Genomic DNA, 17,377 nt, shown 5'->3' with positions numbered 1-17,377 from the left:
TTAAAGAGCGGTTAAAGTTAAGTAAAACTAATAAAATTTCATTACCATAAGAATAATTAATAACTGGAATCATAAATGAGCGAACTGGACTACAAGCTGCTGGCCGCCCTGGACAAGGTAGTGAGCGAGCAAAGCTTCGAACGGGCCGCCCGGCTGCTACATTTGACCCAGTCGGCGGTGTCTCAGCGCATCAAGCAGCTGGAGTCGCGACTGGCCCAGCCACTGCTGGTACGCGGTCAGCCACCCCAGCCCACCGAGGCGGGCCGTCGACTGCTGGCTCATTACCGCCAGGTCAGCCAACTGGAAAGCGCCGTCATGGCGGACCTGTTGCCGGACGCCCCGCAAAAACCGCTCACAGTAACCATAGTGACCAACGCCGACAGCCTGGCCACCTGGCTTATCCCGGCGCTCACGCCCCTGCTGCACAGCCACCCGATAGAACTCAATCTGTTGATCGAAGACGAGTCCCGCAGCCTGGAGCGGCTGAAACGAGGCGAGGCCTTCGGTGCCATCAGCCTGCACGCCGAGCCGTTACCAGGCTGTCGTTGCGATGCCCTCGGCAAAATGGACTACATACTGGTGGCCACCCCCGCATTCCAGCAGCGTTATTTTACCGAGGGCCTGAGCCTGACCGCCCTGCAGCTGGCGCCGGCGGTAGCGTTCGATCAGCGGGACGACATGCACGCCCGCTATATAGAACGACATTTCGGGTTGCCGCCCGGGGGCTATCCCTGCCATGCGGTACGCTCTGCCGAAGCCTTCGTCGCCATCGCCCGTTCCGGGGCGGCCTATTGTCTGATCCCCCGGCTGATGATCGAAGAAGACCTGATGAGCGGGCGGCTGATCGAGCTTCACCCGCAGGGAAGGCTGACGGAGCCGCTGTACTGGCATCGCTGGTTGCTGGAGCGGGGCATTCACAAGGACCTGTCCCACCGCCTGATTGCGTATGCACGGCAGGTGCTGCCATCCCTTGACTCTGGAGGTACGTCTAGGGTTTAAACTCTGTTCAACCCGTTCAGACAAGGAGTAACCCATGGGACATTGTTGCCGGCACACAGGCTCAACAACCGAACAGAAAGAACATCATCATGATCATCGATGTACGCCCCCTGCCGAGCCCGGCGTCGAACAGCCCGCAACGACAGGCGGCGCCCGGCAGACGACCGGCGATGACAGCCTCCCCGACGATGACGACGACCAGAGCCTGACCCGCTACTGGCGCATCGGCGGCATGGACTGCCCCAGTTGTGCGAGCAAGATTGAAACCGCGGTGCGCCGACTGCCCGGCGTCCTGAGCGCCGAGGTGCGCTTTGCCACCGAGCGACTGCAGGTCACACTGACGCCGGCAACCACCACTCATACCGTAGAGCAGAGCATCCGTGCCGCCGGCTTCACCCCCCTTGACGAACATTCGGCCAGGCAAAGCACAGAACAGGTCTCCATCCCCTGGTGGCAGGAATACACATCTATACTGACCCTGCTGGCCCTGATGCTGACCGCCGCCGCCGCCAGCCTGTTCATCCCCGCCGCCGCCCCGCCGCTGTTTACCCTTGCCACCCTCTGGGGACTGTGGCCCACCGGCCGCAAGGCGCTGCAACTGGCGCGCAGTGGCTCGCCTTTTTCCATCGAGACTCTGATGACAGTCGCCGCCTGCGGTGCCCTGCTGCTCGGCGAAACCGCCGAATCCGCCATGGTGTTGCTGCTGTTTCTGATAGGGGAAAAGCTGGAAAGCCTCGCCGCCCATAAAGCCCGCAAAGGCGTAAAGGCGCTGATGGCACTGGTTCCCGACCAGGCACTGCGCGTGACCGCCACCGGCCTGGAAGACGTCGCCGTCTCCAGCCTGCGACCGAATGATGAAATAGAAGTGCACCCCGGCGGGCGGCTGCCGGTCGATGGCCTGCTGCTGAGTGAACTGGCGGCGTTTGATGAAAGCGCGGTCACCGGCGAATCGCTGCCGGTCGATCGGAGCAGCGGCGAGCGGCTTGCCGCCGGTAGCCTGCTGGTCGATGTGGCAGTACGAGTACGGGTCACCTCGGCTCCGGGCAACAACACCATAGACCGTATCCTGCACCTGATGGAACAGGCCGAGTCCAACCGGGCTCCCATCGCCCGCTTTATCGAACGCTTCAGCCGCTGGTATACCCCGGCCATGATACTGGCCGCCGCCCTGGTGGCACTGGCGCCACCACTACTGCTGGCCGCCGACTGGGAAACCTGGATTTACCGCGGCCTGGTGTTACTGTTGATCGGTTGCCCCTGCGCCCTGGTTATCAGCACACCGGCCGCAGTCACCTCGGCCCTGGCCAGCGCCAGCCGAATGGGCATTTTAATCAAGGGGGGGGCGGCACTCGAACAACTGGGCAAGATAAGCACCCTCGCCTTCGACAAGACCGGCACCCTGACCAAGGGCGAGCCACAATTGCAGCAAGTGATCATCTATCCGCCCTTCGAGCGGGAGCAGGTACTGACACTGACCGCCGGACTGGAAGCAGGATCACATCATCCGCTGGCCAGAGCCATGGTGGCCGCCGCCGATGCCGAAGGAGTAACACCTGAATCTCTGCCCTATAGACGCACCCTGCCCGGCGCCGGCATAGAAAGTGAATGGCAGGGGCAGCCACTACTGATTTGTACCCCGGCCCACCTTGCCACCGACATGCTGACCGCCGAGCAACAGGCCGATATCAATCAACTGCGCGCCGAGGCCCATACCCTGGTGATATTGGTGGTCGGCAAACATATCGCCGCCCTGTTCGCCTTGAGTGACCCGCTGCGCGACGATGCCAAAGCCGGCATTGCCGCCCTCCAGGCGCTGAACATTCACTGCCTGATGCTGACCGGCGATCATCAGTCTGCCGCCGCCCGCATCGCCGCCGAGCTCGGCATCGACTATCACGCCGAACTGAGCCCTCAGGGCAAGCTGGATCAACTGGTGAGTCTGGGACGAACCCGGCAACTGGCCATGGTGGGTGACGGCATCAACGATGCCCCGGCGCTCAAGCAGGCCAGCGTGGGCATCGCCATGGGCCAGGGTACCGACGTGGCGCTGGACAGCGCCGATGCGGCGCTCACCCACAGCCGACTCACCGGACTGGCCGATGCTGTACGACTGTCGCGCGCGACCCATCGTAATATTCGCCAGAATATCGGCCTGGCGCTGGGGCTGAAGGCGGTGTTTCTGGTCACCAGTATCCTCGGCATCACCGGCCTCTGGCTGGCGGTGCTGGCCGACACCGGCGCCACCGCCCTGGTTACCCTAAACGCCCTGAGATTACTGGCCGTGAGGAGTAAAGCATGAGGGAGCGTCTCGTAGCAGACAGATTAAACAACTGACCTGCTTGGCTGCCCTGCAAAGGCCGGACAAAGGGCCAGCTCCCCCCGACACGCCGTGAACCCATCCCTGGGGGCTCCGCCGCGCCATCCTTGGCGCGGAGGGTCGGTGGAGCTGCACCCTCTATCCTCCCTGATGCTGGGAGTGGCCTGCGAGCATCGCCTACAGGTAACTCGGTGCCCAAGAAGAGGCAACAGAGAGCGACCACGACCGTGAAATATAAAAAAGCCCCCGTAACCTGCGTTACGGGGGCTTTGACTTACAGATATATGACTTATGAAATTACCAGGGACCGACCACAAACCCCAGTCGCTCCGGCAGCCAGAGGGCAATGCCGGGGAACAGCATCACCAGTATCAGTGCCGACAGCATGGTCAGCATGAAGAACAGCGCCCAACCGAAGGTTTTCTCCAGCCGGATACCGGCGATCTGGGTCGTGACCATCAGATTGATGGCCACCGGCGGGGTAAACTGACCGATGGCGATATTCATCGCCAGCAAAATACCGAACCACACCGGGTTCCAGCCAAAATGCTGCATCAGCGGGATCAGTATCGGCGTGATGATCAGATAGATGGAGATGGCGTCGAGCAGCATACCCGCCAATAGAACCAGCACCATGATCAGTATCATCAGCACCCAGCCCCGCTCCGACAACGACAGCATGGCCTCGGCCAGATGGGTGAAGGTGCCCAGGGTGGTGCCTGCCCAGGCGAAGATCCCTGCCAGCGAGATGATGATCATCACCACCCCGGATACCATGCCCGCCTCGCCCAGCAGGCCCCAGACCTCCTTCAGGCTAAGCTGACGATAGACAAAAATGCCCACAATCAGACCATAGGTCACCGCCACCACCGCCGCTTCGGTCGGGGTGAACAGACCCGAGCGCAAACCACCCAGGATTAGTACCGGGGCAAACAGGGCCGGCAATGCCTTGATGAAACTTTCTTTCAGATCCGGCCGATCGCCCTGGCTGGGATCTTCCCAGCCGTTGCGTTTGGCCAGCCACCATACCGGCAGCAGCAGCGACATCCCCGCCAGCAGGCCGGGAAACAGACCGGCGGCAAACAACGCCCGCAGATCCACCCCCGGCACCACGATCGAATAGAGGATCAGGGCGATGGACGGCGGGATCAGAATGGCGGTAGAGGAGGCCGAGGCGATCAAAGCCGCCGAAAAGGGCTTGGGATAACCGGCCTTGGTCATACTGGGCAGCATCACCATGGCTACCGCCGCCGCGTCCGCCGGACCCGAACCGCTCATGCCACCCATGATCAGACAGACCAGTACCACTACCAGCCCCAGGCCGCCGTGACGCGGGCCGATCAGCGCCTGGGCGAAGCGCACCAGACTGGCGGCCACTCCGGCGCGCTCGAAGATAAGTCCGGTAAGAATAAACAGTGGTATGGCGATCAGCGGGTACTTGGCGATGCTGTTGTAGGTGTTGGTGCCCAGGGTCGCCAGCATGTCCGGCGACAGGCCCAGCACTATGCCGGCGGCCCCGCCCAGCCCCAGAGCGAAGGCCACGGGCACGCCCAGCAGCATGGCGCCGCCGAACACCAGCAGCATCAGCAAATCAGGACTCATGGCGACCTCCCGTCTCATTGCAGGTCCGGCAACGTTCCATCATGCTCTGGGTCAGTCGCCAGATAATGGCCAGACACAGCAAGGGCAGCCAGATCAGATAAATCCAGGTGGGATAGCCCAGGCCGGGTGACAACGACTCCCAGCTGTATTCCTCCCAGGTCAACAAGGCGCCGTACCAGACCACCAGGCCCAGCAAGAGCACGCTGGCGGCCCATTGCAGCAGGTACAACACAGGCCGCAGGCGAACCGGCAACCACTCTTCCACCAGCTCGATACGAATATGGACATGGCGGCGGGCAGCCACGGCGGCGCCGGCAAAGGTCAGCACCACCAGCAGAAACACGGAAAACTCTTCGGTAAAGGCAAAGGACGCATCGGTGGTATAGCGCACCACCACATTACCCAGGCTAATGATACAGACAGCCAGCAGGGCAAGGGCCGCCAGCCAGCGCTCGAGGCGGGCATCGGGGGCAGATTTTGACATGGGGACAACTCTCGGACGGAGGTTCAACTTCACTCATGCAGCCCGGCGTAGCAGCCGGGCCAGAGAAACAGAGGCTTAACGGGCGGTAATGGCCGCCTGAGCTTCGGCAACCAGTTCGGCACCGATGCGCGGTGTCCATTTCTGGTACACCTCGGCGGTGGCATCGACGAAGGCCTGATGCTGATCGGGGGTCAGCTCGGTCACCTCGACACCCCTTTCCTTGATGGCGGCCAGGGTCCGACTCAGCTCGCCACGGGATTTCTCGATTTCCCAGGCGCCGGCGTCGATGGCCGCCTGTTGCAGCAATTCCCGGTCTGCCTCCGGCAGCGATTTCCATACCTTTTTGTTCACGCCGAAAATGAGCGGATCGGCCATGTAATGCCACAGGGTCAGATAACTCTGGCCTACCTGATCCACCCGCGCCACATCGAACACCGACAGCGGGTTTTCCTGACCGTCGATGGCGCCGGTAGTCAGGGCCGGCTTTGCATCGGCCCAGCTCATCTGGGTCGGATTGGCGCCCAGGGTACTGAAGGTATCCAGGAACAGAGGCGAACCCACTACCCGTACCTTGAGGCCCTGCACGTCTTCCGGACCGTCAATGGTGTGTTTGGAATTGGACAACTCGCGAAAGCCGTTTTCGCCCCAGGCCAGCGGCATGACACCTTTCTTGTCGATGGCGGCGAAGATCTTCTCGCCTGTGCTTCCCTGGGTAATGGCGTCGATCGCCGCCTCGTCCGGCATCAGGAAAGGCAGCGAGAACAGGTTCAGCTCGGGAACCTGAGGAGACCAGTTGATGGTGGAGGCCACCGCCATGTCAATCAGGCCACTGCGCATGGCAGAAAATTCCCGGGTCTGATCGCCGGATACCAGCTGGGCGTTGGGGTACACCTTGAGGGTCAGGCGCCCATCGGAGCGCTCATTGACCAGCTCGGCCCACTTCTCTGCCGCCTGTCCCCAGGGGAAAGCATCGGACAGCACGGTCGATACCGAAAACTCACGGGTTTCCTGGGCCAGAGACGGGGCCGCAAAAGTCAGGCTCAATGTAGTGGCAAGCGCTGTCGCCAGCAGTGAGATGCGCATAAGAAATCCTTTTTATTGTGTGACGCAATATTATCCACTTCAATCAGCACGAAATCGAAGCAAAAAAGCAATATTTAAATTAATAAAGCAAACGAGTCAACCGTAAGTATTTATTTACAGTTGATAATCCCTTTCTCTGCCAGACGGCAGCCAGCAAAAAGCCCCCGCAACTGACGCTGCGGGGGCTTCGCTATATAAAAAGGGTTATTGAGCGACGGCGGCGGCCGGCGGCCTTACGCCCAGGCTGTGGCAGATGGCATACGTCAGCTCGGAGCGGTTCAGGGTGTAGAAGTGGAAATCCTTCACCCCTTCCCGGCTCAGCACCCTAACCTGATCCATGGCGATGCTGGCCCCCACCAGGTTGCGGGTGTTCTGATCATCTTCCAGCCCCTGATAACGCTGGTGCATCCAGTTCGGAATACGCACGTTGGAGAAACCGGCAAACTTGATCAGGGTCTGGTAGTTGGACACCGGCAGTATGCCCGGTACTATCTCGGTGTCGATGCCGATAGTGACACAGCGGTCGCGAAACCGCAGGTACGACTCTACATCGAAAAAGAACTGGGTAATGGCCCGGTTGGCCCCGGCGTCGATCTTGCGCTTCAGGCTGAGCAGATCGGCCTGGGCGCTTTTCGCCTCCGGGTGTACCTCGGGGTAGGCCGCTACCGAAATATCGAAGTCGGCTTCTTCCTTCAGCAGGCTCACCAGATCGGCGGCGTACATATCCGGCTTTTCGATGCCCTTGGGCAGGTCGCCACGCAGGGCCACGATTTGACGGATACCGTTACTCCAGTAGTCCCGGGCTATGCCGCGCAACTCGTCGCGACTTGCATCGATACAGGTCAGGTGCGGGGCGGCAATCAGGCCTGTTTTATCCTGAATGTCCTTGATCACCTTGTGCGTTCTGTCCCGGGTGCCGGAGTTGGCTCCGTAAGTAACGGAGACAAACTTGGGCGCCAGCGTCTTGAGCCGCTCGATGGAGTTCCACAAGGTTTGCTCCATCTGCTCGCTGTTGGGCGGAAAAAACTCGAACGAGACGTTGATATCACCATTCAGCTCGGCCATTGACTGGTTAAGCGCTTCTACATGACGCGCGCTGTGAAAACCCATGTTTATCTCCTGACAACTTAAATTAAAACAATTCCTTTATGCCTTGGCTTCGGCGTAGGCCTTACACAATTCCTGCGTGGCCGCCACCATGTTGGCCAGGACTGCACGGGTTTCTTCCCAGTTACGAGTCTTGAGACCGCAGTCGGGGTTGACCCAGATACGTTCCTTGGGCAGACGCTCCATGGCTTTTTCAATCAGCTTGACCATTTCTGCTACCGACGGGATCCGCGGGGAGTGAATATCGTACATGTCGGGCCCGATTTCGTTGAACTCAGAATAACACATGTGAGTGCGGATCTGGGTACTGCCCGCCACCACGGATGCACTCAAACGGAAGGCTTTCTCGGCTGCGGGGACGTTTGGACGTCCACATGTCTTTATATTTACACGTCTGAACTTTCGGGGGCAAGGACTTCTTTTAAAAAAGTGATAAACACTGATTTATTCGTACGCTAAAGCATATTGACCAAGGGCTCAAATGAGATGCCCTCGTGGCTGGAGAAAGAAAAAGGAAGAACAAAGGGATTAATATGGCGAGCAAACGGATCGGGCGGGTGCCCGATCCGTTATTAGGTTGACGGCTTTAGCTCACGCCCTGTTCGGACAGCACCTGGGTGATGATGGCCACGGGGCTCATGAGATGCTCGCGCATCATGGCACCGGCCTCTGGATTGCGAGCCAGCAGGGCATCAAACAAGGCCTGGTGCTCCTGCTGTTTTTCCTGCAGTGCCTGCTCGCTGAACACGGTGCACTTCAGCCACAGGTAGCGATAGCGCGCCGCCTGATCCATCAGCGTCTGGCGCACCACCAGCAGCTGGGGTGAACAGCAACCGGCGGCCACTGCCTGATGAAAGAGCTGATGCCGGTGGTCCCACTGATTGAGCTGATCCTCGACCGAATTCAGGTGAGTCACCTTGCTCAGGGCATGATGGGCCGCGACCACCCCCGCCTCCCAGAGATCGTCGCCCCGGGCCATGGCAAGCTCCACCACCAGCCCTTCCAGCTGGGCGCGGGCGTCGTAAATATCCTTCAGCTCCGCCATCGACATGGGGCTGACCCGAAAGCCGCGCTGGCTTTCTGCCGTGACCAGTCGTTCGGACACCAGTTGCGACAGCGCCTCCCGCAGAGGGCTGACGCCCAGGCTGTAACGACTCTTCAGGGTCGTCATCAGCAACTTTTCACCGGGTCCGAAGTGGCTCTGGATGATGTCTTGCTTCAATTGCTGGTAGGCCGTGCGCGCCAGGTTTTCCCGCGGGGCATCGAGGTTACTCATGCTCTGTTCCTGAATGATTCCATCGGCCGATTATAACGAAATTGCAACGGAGATCATAAAATAACCATAATAAATTGACATTAATCAATAATGTCGACATTTTATATATACAGCGACATTAAGCCGCCTCGACCAACAGCATAAACAGTAACAAGGAAGCCACCATGTCTAACGTTGCCACCGCCGATTTCATTAATCACCAGTACCAGGGATTCAGCCTGGCGCCGTCCGCCCAGTCAAAGCGCCTGCTCGAGCTGCGCTTTGACGAGCAAACTGTACAGGCCTTTCTGGACGCCACCGCCGAATGGCCGATACAGGCGCTGGAATACAAGTCGTTCCTGCGTTTTCGGGTGGCTCAGTTGCTCAACGATCTCTGCGGTCAGGCCCTGCAGCCGCTGTTGGTCAATACTCTGGTCGACCGCAACACCGGCGGCCTGCTGATCACCCCGGAAGGACTGAATAAGGTCGAGCAGGCGGAAGAGATGGTCAAGTTCACTACCGCCGTGGCTCATTTGATGGGGCGCTCCAACTTCGATGCCATGAGCGGCCAGTATTACGCCCGCTTTGTGGTGCAGAATCAGGACAACTCCGACAGCTACCTGCGTCAGGCACACCGGGTAATGGAGCTGCACAACGACGGCACCTTCGTCGAGCAGGACACCGACTATGTCATGATGCTGAAAGTCGATGAGCAGAATATCGAAGGCGGTAACTCGCTGCTGCTGCACCTGGACGACTGGGAGCACCTGGACCGTTTCTACGCCGATCCCATGGCCCGCCGGGTGATGCGCTGGGCGGCGCCGCCGAGCAAGAACACCACCAAGGACGTCTATCATGCCGTGTTCGATACCGATCGCAGCGGCCAGCCCATCATGTCCTACATAGATCAGTTCGTGCAGCCCAAGGACTTTGATGAAGGGGTCTGGCTGGCGGAGCTGTCCGAAGCGCTGGAAACCAGTGCTCACCGGCTGTCGGTGCCGGTTCCCCCCGGCTCTTTCCTGCTGATCAACAACCACTTCTGGCTGCACGGCCGGGACAAGTTCATCGCACACGAGGGGCTACGCCGCGAGCTGATGCGTCAGCGCGGCTATTTCACCCACGCCAAGACCCTGAAGAATCCGAACCAGGGCTAAAGACTTTGACAAGCTGTCGCCCGGGGCGGCACCTTGAACAACAACAAACCAATATCACGCCGGGGCAGGTCTCCGGCTTTTGCCTCTCTCACACAGGTGAACACAGTGTTTGATTTCATTATTATCGGTGGCGGCATCGTCGGCATGTCCACCGCCTGGCAGCTGAAAAAAACCTATCCCGACCACAAGATACTGTTGCTGGAAAAGGAATCCGGTCCGGCCCATCATCAGACCGGCCATAACAGCGGCGTTATCCATGCCGGGGTCTACTACACCCCGGGTAGTCTCAAGGCCAGATTCTGCCTGGAGGGCAATATAGCCACCAAGGCGTTCTGCCGGGAGCACGATATTCCCTTCGACGAGTGCGGCAAGTTGCTGGTAGCCACCAACGAGCTGGAAATGCAGCGGATGCAGGCATTGTGGGACAGAAGCGAGGCCAACGGCCTGGAGCGTCACTGGCTAAATGCCGGGCAGCTGAAAGAACGCGAACCCAACATCACCGGCGTGGGCGGCATCTTCGTGCCCTCCAGCGGCATCGTCAACTACAAGCAGGTGACCGCCGCCATGGGCAGGGAATTCGAGCGCCTGGGCGGTGAAATCCGCTACAACGCCGAAGTCACCGGCCTTACGGAAGAAAGCAGCCAGGTGGTGGTGCAAACCGGACAGGGCGAATTTCAGGGTAAGTACCTGGTGTCCTGCTCCGGGCTGATGGCGGACCGGGTGGTGCGCATGCTGGGCATCGAGCCCGAGTTCAAGATCTGTCCCTTCCGTGGCGAGTACTATCTGCTCAAGCCCGAACACAATCAGATAGTGAATCATCTGATCTACCCCATTCCGGATCCAAACATGCCCTTCCTCGGCGTCCACCTGACCCGGATGATCGATGGCACCGTCACCGTCGGGCCCAATGCGGTACTGGCCTTCAAGCGCGAAGGCTACAACAAACGCGATATCTCGCTACGCGACACCCTGGAGATGCTCACCTACCCGGGTATCCTCAAGGTACTGATGAAAAACCTCAAACCCGGCCTGACCGAGATGAAGAACTCCATCAACAAGGCCGGCTACCTGGAGCTGGTACGCAAGTATTGCCCCAGCCTGCAGCTGAGCGACCTCACTCCTTATCCGGCCGGCATCCGCGCCCAGGCGGTATCGAAAGACGGCAAGCTGGTGGACGACTTCCTGTTCGTGAATACCAAACGCACCATCAACGTCTGTAATGCCCCCTCGCCGGCGGCGACCTCCGCCATTCCCATCGGCGGCTATATCGTCGACAAGGTGAAGGCCCAGGTCGAGGAAGGCACTGCCGTCGCCTGATAGAGTCTGGCGCACCATAAGAAAGGGCAGACCAAAGGGTCTGCCCAAACACTGCCGAGGCTCCATGCCTCTCAACCCACATTGAAAGTCATTCAGAAACGGTAACCCAGACCTACCATCAGACCGATGGGATCGATGCTGGTGTCAAAAGTACCCGCAGCGGTTTTCACATCGGTGTCGATATCCATGTACCACACAGAGCCATTCACGAACCAGTTGTCGTTGATGTCCATGTCGATACCGGCCTGGGCCGCCAGCCCCCAGGAGTCATCGGCTTCGACATCGGTGCCAGCCAGAATCCCACGACCTTCTTCCTCGAAGAAGAAGGTGTAATTGATACCGGCGCCCACATAGGGACGCACCTTGCTCTGGGCATCGCCGAAATAGTACTGGGCCATCAGACTCGGCGGCAGGTGCTTGACATTCGCCACTTCACTGCCCCCCAGATTAACATCATGAGAGAAGGGGGTAGCTGCCAACAGTTCCACCCCCCAGTTGTCGGTCACCATATAGGACAGGGTCAGGCCCAATTGGGTGTTGGATTGTACATCGAGGGCATCATTAGTATCGGTGGTAGGACTGACGTTGATAGCGCCACCGCGCACCAGAATGTCACCGGTCTGGTGAGCGAAGGCAGAAGGGGCCAATAAAACGGTGGCAACCAGCAGGGAAATCTTTTTCATGCGCTGTCCTTAATTTCTTTTAGGGTAAACAAGTCAACTGCCGGCAGTTTGCCTCATTCGAAACAGGGCTTTTTTGATTTAACGCAAACCAACCCCCGAAACCCTCTTCAACCCCCGAATTTTGACACCTTTCAAACAAATAGCCGGCACCACCACTGGCTAAAGCGAACGGCTTGAGGTATATCTTAGCCATCGGGTTCAGGCAGCGCTTTTAGCGTTGCCTGCTTTTTTATGGAGGTTTATATGGCCCAGTTGCCACCTATTACTGTATCTACTCTGGATCTGGCCCGGCTCGAGGCTCTGCTTGAAAAACAGCCCGACTCCGATGCCGTCAGACGGCTTGAAGACGAACTCGATCGGGCTAATGTGGTCGCCCCCACCGAGATGCCGGACAATATCGTGACCATGAATTCCACCATCACCTTTACCATGGCCGGTAGCAAAGAGACCTTTACCAAAACGCTGTGCTACCCACGGGATATGGATGGTGCCAAAGAGAAAATTTCGGTACTGGCTCCCATTGGCGCGGCTCTGCTCGGCCTGGCCATCGATCAAAGTATCCAATGGCCAGGCCCCAACGGCAAGACACTGCAGGTCGCCATTACTGCCATTGATTACCAGCCGGAGCGTGCTGGCGATTATCAGTCATAAATAGAAAAAGGCGCTGTTGATGCGCCTTTTTCTATTTATGGGCTGCCAAAGACAATGCGAGTCTTGCTCTCCATGAAGGCTCGAGGCATGCTGATTACCCCAGCCCCTCATCCCAGACTTAATGAACCAGCTTATTAGCAGCGTCCTGTTTTCCATCTCCATTACCGGTCCCATCTGCCTGTTGCTGTTGCTGGGTATTGGCCTGCGCCGAACCCAGATGATGAACGAGGGCTTTATCGATGGAGCCAGTAAACTGGTATTCAATATCGCCCTGCCAATGCTGTTGTTTACCAGTATCGCTCAAACCGACTTCAGCCAGATGGCCAGTCCCTCCCTCATTCTTTATGGCATCTCGGCAACCCTGGTAGCCTTTGTATTGCTGGAATGGCTTGCCATTCGCGTGACCCCCGACAAATGTGTACGCGGTATTCTGGTGCAAGGGGCTTTTCGTGCCAATATGGGCATTGTCGGTCTGGCCTACGTCAATAATGCCTACGGCAGCCAGGGCGTGGCCGCCGCCGCCATGTACGTGGCCTGCCTGACCATACTATTTAATATTCTTGCCGTGATCACGCTGAATCGCAGCCTGAACCAGGGTGAAAGCCTGCCGCTAGGAAGAGTACTCAAGGGGATTGTCAGGAATCCGCTGATTATCGGTATTGTTGCCGCCCTGCCCTTTGCCGCCAACGATTGGGCCGTGCCGGGGACGCTGATGAAAACCGGCCAGTATCTGGCGCAGATGACACTGCCGCTGGCACTGCTCTGCACCGGTGCCAGTCTGAGCCTGAAGGGCGGCAGGGAAGAGAACGGACTGCTTCCGACCGTTGCCGTGCTGCGATTGCTGGCCATCCCCGCATTTATTACCCTGGGCGGCTACCTGGTCGGCTTTCGTGATTTTGAGCTGGCCATTCTGTTTCTGATCAATGCCTCACCCACCGCCGCCGCCAGCTACGTCATGGTACGCGCCATGGGCGGTAATGCGGTGCTGGCCGCCAATATCATTGCCGTCACCACCCTAGGTTCCTTGCTCAGCACCAGCCTCGGTGCCGCCCTGCTCAAAAGTGTCGGCTGGTTTTAAATACTGCATTATATAACCGGAAACAAGATAGGTTATGGTTGACCCAGTCACACACTATGAGAACCAAACATCATGTCGAGAGAAAAAGCTCTGACCCTGGAGGCCCTGCGCGTGCTCGATGCCATAGCGCGCCGGGGCAGCTTTGCCGCCGCCGCCGATGAGCTGGGCAAGGTGCCTTCTGCACTCACATATACCATGCAGAAACTGGAGGATGAGCTCGATCTGGTCTTGTTCGATCGATCCGGACACAAGACCCAATTTACCCCGGTCGGCCGACTCGTGCTGGAACGGGGACGATTATTACTGGATGCGGCCATACAGCTGGTTGAAGATGCCCGTGCACTGGAGCTGGGCTGGGAGACCCGGCTCACCCTGGCCATCGACGCCATCATGCCCAGCCAACGCCTGTTCCCGGTACTGGATGCCTTGTCAAAACAGACTGAAACCGATATCAAGCTGGCGCATGAAGTACTGGCCGGCACTTGGGAAGCGCTGGAAACCGGAAGGGCCGATCTCGCCATTACGCCCCTGCGAGACAATACGGTACTGAGCCCTGCCATCAAGACCCGCTTCCTGTATCGGGAAACTTTTATCTATGTTGCTCACCCGGACCATCCCATTCACCGGGAGCCAGGGCCATTGACAGAAGAAGTGTTCAGCCGTTACCGCGCCATCGCCGTGGCGGATACCGCTCGCTTCAAGCCACCGCTGACATTCAGATTATTCGACAAACAATCACGGTTAACGGTCAGCACCATGCAGGACAAGATCATCGCCCTGAAAGCCGGGCTCGGCATCTCATCCATCCCGCAGTCCTGGCTCGAAGACATACTGGAAAAGAATGAGCTAAAAGAAGTGGCGGGAAGCAGTAGAGAAACAACTGAGGTGGTGCTGGCCTGGCGGCGGGATGCCATGGGCAAGGCCAAGAGCTGGCTTATTCGCCAGATCCCGACCCTGTTCCATCAGGATAAATAGCGGCTTGGTTCAGCCTCGCCCAAGACGGGGAAGGCTCCGGTCCAGCCATACCAGCAGAGCATCAAACATACCGCTGTGCATCAACCAGGCCATACCAAAGCAGGCTACCGAAAAAGAACCCACATAAATATCGGTCCACCAGTGTGCACCACCCATCACCCGGGGCGCGGAGAAAACCACCACAAACAAGCAGCCCCAGAGCCCCGCTTTCCAGGAGAGAAAACGCCAGACAAAGGCGGTAAAGATCATCAGCATAAGACCATGATCGCCGGGGAAGCTGTCACCAGAGGCGTCCTTGGTCTTGAAACCAGCCAGCTCGGTCAGCCGGAAAACATTCTCGAAGGTCAGGGTCGGGCTCGGCCTTTCCACCGGAATGGCGCGGCCCAACTGGTTCAGCCCGATGGCAGTCAGCAGCATCATCAGGCCGATGATCAGCAGCTGACGCTTCTTCTCTGCACTGGCGCCTCGGTAATGGCTGTAATACACCAGGCCCATCGCCAGCAAGGCCACACCGTCGAAGGCTCGATTATTGGCGATGGCAACGACCGTTACCCAACCGTCACTGGCGCCAATCTTGTCGTTAAAATAATAAAAAATAGCCTTATCGATATGGAACCAGAAGCCATGATTCGGTAACCAGAACCAGCTGCCCAGCACCGCCGCCGCCAGCAGGTTCCAGAAGACCAGTTTATTGTATTGAATTGGCATAAACGCCCCCCTGTAATAAGGCGAGCATTGTACGGAATTTTCCTGGCACTTTGCAGCCTGGCCGACGCTGAATAAACAATATTTCTACCCGAACAAATGATCATATATTTAGTTCAACTAGCTGTTTCAGCTGATCGCAACATATATCCAGCCCTTCCTCTGGCAAGTTTGTGATGCCGAGTAATAGCCCTGTTTGCGCCGAATTTGGCTTGGAATACCAAACCGAGAGTGGCATAGGTGCCAAGTTCAATGTCGCTGCCTGACGCACAATAGCAGTATCATCGACGCCTTCTGGCAATCGCAGCAGCAGTGCAAGTCCGGCCATGGCATCGGTAGTGTGGGCTAATTGCAGCGTCTGACGCAGTGCATCAAGACGGTTTCTATAAGTGCGTTTCATGCGGCGCAAGTGGCGCAGATAATGACCCTTGCGTATGAATTCAGTCAAAGCCAGCTGAGTGACAATTGATGATGCTGGTGCAAGTGCAGCGGCAACGTCTGCAAAGTGATTTGTGTGATCTACGGGCAAGACGATAAACCCCATACGCAGTGAAGGGCTTATCGTTTTACTGAACGAACCAAGATGAATCACTCGTCCAGATCGATCAAGTGATGCCAGCGCAGGTGCTGCCCGCCCTGACAATTGCAACTCACTGAGGTAGTCATCTTCAATGATCCAGCTTCCAGTTTGTTCCGCCCAATCAAGTAGTTGATGGCGACGTGACAGAGACAACGTCATGCCCAGTGGTGCTTGCTGACCCGCGGTAACAACGGCTAGCGAGGCATCAGGAGCTTGAGCTATTCCATCACTGACGCACAGTCCCTGCTCATCAACATTGACTGCTACAGGTTTGAGACCAGCCATGCTCAGTGCTATGCGGGTAAGTGGATAGCCGGGTTCCTCGACCCATGCGGTATGATCTTTTAGGCCAAGAGCATGAATGATTAAACCTAAAGCGCCGGTATAACCGTTAGTAATAATGACTTGTGCAGGCGAGCAGCTTAAACCGCGAGCCACAGATAAATAGCCGGCAATTTCGGTGCGCAATGCCAGCTCACCTCGCGGATCGGGGTAGCTCACGGAACCGCCAATTGCAGCTTGGCTCGAGGCTGCTGAGGTTAGCCGATGCCAAAGCTTGGAAGGAAACACATCTTGAGCCGGGACACCCATTTGAAATATCAGGGGCGACTGGCTAAACGGATGAGTAAAAAAGCCAGGCAGTGGGCCACGTAAGCCACTGGTGTCGGTATCGTTAACTACGGAAAGTTGAGGCGCAACAAAAGTACCGGCAGCACCCCGTGAGACGATAAGCTGTTCATCAATCAGACGTTCGTAGGCTACTCGCACAGTTCCTCGCGCCACGCCAAGTTGAACACTAAGGTCACGCCAAGAAGGCAGGCGAGCGCCTGAATAGAGGCGGCCGTTACGAATTGATGCGCCAATCGCTGTGCTTATTTGCTCAGTTACAGGAATATCAGCATCGCGATTTAGTTGTATCTGTAAATTATGCATGACTCATGGTACTGCGTATTCCGGCGAAGATGAACACCGATTCCGGGCGCACGTGAACACCCGGTGTCTTAACGCATCACGCCCTGGTGTTTTTAGCTCAGGCGTTCATCTCCGGTTCACTTCCCGAGCCGTTTTCTCATTGATTCTCCCTTAAGCTGAAGCCGATGTGCGTTGTGTACCAGCCGGTCCAGAACGGCGTCCGCCAAGGTATTGTCGCCAATGCTGGTGTACCACGAGTCCGTCGGTGGCTGGCAGCTCACCAGTGTCCAGGTCTTGCCATGTCGGTCGTCAGATCGTTGCGGTGTGTCTGGGTCAGCTCCAACGGCAGGCGGGTGAGACGGTAGTCGCGTACGCTGTAGCCTCGCAGGCAGGCCCGAGTTCATCGGCATTGCGCAGCAGTTGTAGTGGTCAACTAATCCCGGACAATAAATTAGACCGATTCTCGGCCTGAACT

The 17,377-nt window shown here is 57.8% G+C and carries 15 protein-coding genes and 2 pseudogenes; 7 read left to right on the top strand and 10 right to left on the bottom strand.

Annotated elements, in window-relative coordinates; translation table 11 throughout:
- Nucleotides 1-75: 75 nt before the first annotated feature.
- Both ACLEIV_RS04170 and ACLEIV_RS04165 read left to right on the top strand, forming a co-directional pair.
- On the top strand, nucleotides 76-999 hold the full coding sequence (locus ACLEIV_RS04170; protein WP_410455406.1) for a LysR family transcriptional regulator ArgP: 924 nt from the start codon (nucleotides 76-78) through the stop codon (nucleotides 997-999).
- Between the two features lie 34 nt (nucleotides 1,000-1,033).
- Nucleotides 1,034-3,298, top strand: a complete 2,265-nt coding sequence (locus tag ACLEIV_RS04165; RefSeq protein ID WP_410455405.1) for a heavy metal translocating P-type ATPase — start codon at nucleotides 1,034-1,036, stop codon at nucleotides 3,296-3,298.
- 315 nt (nucleotides 3,299-3,613) lie between these two features.
- Here the strand turns inward: ACLEIV_RS04165 and ACLEIV_RS04160 are convergent, their stop codons facing one another.
- The 6 genes and pseudogenes from ACLEIV_RS04160 to csiR all read right to left on the bottom strand — a co-directional run bounded on the left by ACLEIV_RS04160 (nucleotide 3,614) and on the right by csiR (nucleotide 8,868).
- The gene (locus ACLEIV_RS04160) at nucleotides 3,614-4,918 is read right to left on the bottom strand and encodes a TRAP transporter large permease (protein ID WP_410455404.1); all 1,305 of its coding nucleotides are present in this window, start codon (nucleotides 4,916-4,918) and stop codon (nucleotides 3,614-3,616) included.
- On the bottom strand, nucleotides 4,908-5,402 hold the full coding sequence (locus ACLEIV_RS04155; protein ID WP_410455403.1) for a TRAP transporter small permease: 495 nt from the start codon (nucleotides 5,400-5,402) through the stop codon (nucleotides 4,908-4,910). Before ACLEIV_RS04155 ends, ACLEIV_RS04160 begins: the two co-directional genes overlap by 11 nt.
- 75 nt (nucleotides 5,403-5,477) lie before the next feature.
- A complete protein-coding gene (locus ACLEIV_RS04150) occupies nucleotides 5,478-6,485 on the bottom strand; it encodes a DctP family TRAP transporter solute-binding subunit (protein WP_410455402.1) in 1,008 nt (335 codons plus the stop codon).
- A gap of 204 nt (nucleotides 6,486-6,689) precedes the next feature.
- A complete protein-coding gene (metF, locus tag ACLEIV_RS04145) occupies nucleotides 6,690-7,595 on the bottom strand; it encodes a methylenetetrahydrofolate reductase (RefSeq protein WP_410455401.1) in 906 nt (301 codons plus the stop codon).
- 36 nt (nucleotides 7,596-7,631) lie between these two features.
- Nucleotides 7,632-7,943: pseudogene (locus ACLEIV_RS04140) on the bottom strand (5-methyltetrahydropteroyltriglutamate--homocysteine S-methyltransferase); the annotation flags it as partial.
- A 235-nt stretch (nucleotides 7,944-8,178) separates the two neighbouring features.
- Nucleotides 8,179-8,868: a DNA-binding transcriptional regulator CsiR gene (gene csiR, locus ACLEIV_RS04135; protein ID WP_410455400.1), complete on the bottom strand. Its 690-nt coding sequence runs from the start codon at nucleotides 8,866-8,868 to the stop codon at nucleotides 8,179-8,181.
- A gap of 164 nt (nucleotides 8,869-9,032) precedes the next feature.
- Between csiR and glaH the strand changes: the two genes are divergently transcribed.
- Together glaH and lhgO are read left to right on the top strand one after the other, a co-directional pair.
- Nucleotides 9,033-10,001 carry a glutarate dioxygenase GlaH gene (gene glaH, locus ACLEIV_RS04130; protein ID WP_410455399.1) on the top strand — a complete coding sequence of 323 codons (969 nt, stop codon included), beginning with the start codon at nucleotides 9,033-9,035 and terminating at the stop codon, nucleotides 9,999-10,001.
- Between the two features lie 105 nt (nucleotides 10,002-10,106).
- The gene (gene lhgO, locus ACLEIV_RS04125) at nucleotides 10,107-11,318 is read left to right on the top strand and encodes an L-2-hydroxyglutarate oxidase (RefSeq protein ID WP_410455398.1); all 1,212 of its coding nucleotides are present in this window, start codon (nucleotides 10,107-10,109) and stop codon (nucleotides 11,316-11,318) included.
- A gap of 92 nt (nucleotides 11,319-11,410) precedes the next feature.
- Here the strand turns inward: lhgO and ACLEIV_RS04120 are convergent, their stop codons facing one another.
- Nucleotides 11,411-12,001, bottom strand: coding sequence for an OmpW family outer membrane protein (locus ACLEIV_RS04120; RefSeq protein ID WP_410455397.1), 591 nt, complete (start codon nucleotides 11,999-12,001; stop codon nucleotides 11,411-11,413).
- A 243-nt stretch (nucleotides 12,002-12,244) separates the two neighbouring features.
- On the opposite strand from ACLEIV_RS04120, the gene rnk reads away from it, so the two are divergent.
- The 3 genes from rnk to ACLEIV_RS04105 all read left to right on the top strand — a co-directional run bounded on the left by rnk (nucleotide 12,245) and on the right by ACLEIV_RS04105 (nucleotide 14,705).
- A complete protein-coding gene (gene rnk / locus ACLEIV_RS04115; protein ID WP_410455396.1) occupies nucleotides 12,245-12,652 on the top strand; it encodes a nucleoside diphosphate kinase regulator in 408 nt (135 codons plus the stop codon).
- A gap of 121 nt (nucleotides 12,653-12,773) precedes the next feature.
- Nucleotides 12,774-13,730 carry an AEC family transporter gene (locus ACLEIV_RS04110; protein WP_410455395.1) on the top strand — a complete coding sequence of 319 codons (957 nt, stop codon included), beginning with the start codon at nucleotides 12,774-12,776 and terminating at the stop codon, nucleotides 13,728-13,730.
- Between the two features lie 72 nt (nucleotides 13,731-13,802).
- Nucleotides 13,803-14,705 (top strand): LysR family transcriptional regulator, encoded by a 903-nt coding sequence (locus tag ACLEIV_RS04105; RefSeq protein ID WP_410455394.1) that lies wholly within the window; start codon nucleotides 13,803-13,805, stop codon nucleotides 14,703-14,705.
- Between the two features lie 9 nt (nucleotides 14,706-14,714).
- Here ACLEIV_RS04105 and ACLEIV_RS04100 read toward each other — a convergent pair whose 3' ends face one another.
- The 3 genes and pseudogenes from ACLEIV_RS04100 to ACLEIV_RS04090 all read right to left on the bottom strand — a co-directional run.
- Nucleotides 14,715-15,413, bottom strand: coding sequence for a phosphatase PAP2 family protein (locus tag ACLEIV_RS04100; RefSeq protein ID WP_410455393.1), 699 nt, complete (start codon nucleotides 15,411-15,413; stop codon nucleotides 14,715-14,717).
- 100 nt (nucleotides 15,414-15,513) lie between these two features.
- The gene (gene pdxR, locus ACLEIV_RS04095; protein ID WP_410455392.1) at nucleotides 15,514-16,923 is read right to left on the bottom strand and encodes a MocR-like pyridoxine biosynthesis transcription factor PdxR; all 1,410 of its coding nucleotides are present in this window, start codon (nucleotides 16,921-16,923) and stop codon (nucleotides 15,514-15,516) included.
- Nucleotides 16,924-17,039: 116 nt separating this feature from the next.
- Nucleotides 17,040-17,213: pseudogene (locus tag ACLEIV_RS04090) on the bottom strand (ATP-binding protein); the annotation flags it as partial.
- Between the last annotated feature and the right edge of the window lie 164 nt (nucleotides 17,214-17,377).

The sequence above is a fragment of the Oceanisphaera submarina genome (assembly GCF_046521305.1).
Lineage (GTDB): Bacteria > Pseudomonadota > Gammaproteobacteria > Enterobacterales > Aeromonadaceae > Oceanimonas > Oceanimonas submarina.
Note: the sequence above shows the minus strand (reverse complement) of the source record. Positions and strands in the feature narration are given on the sequence as shown.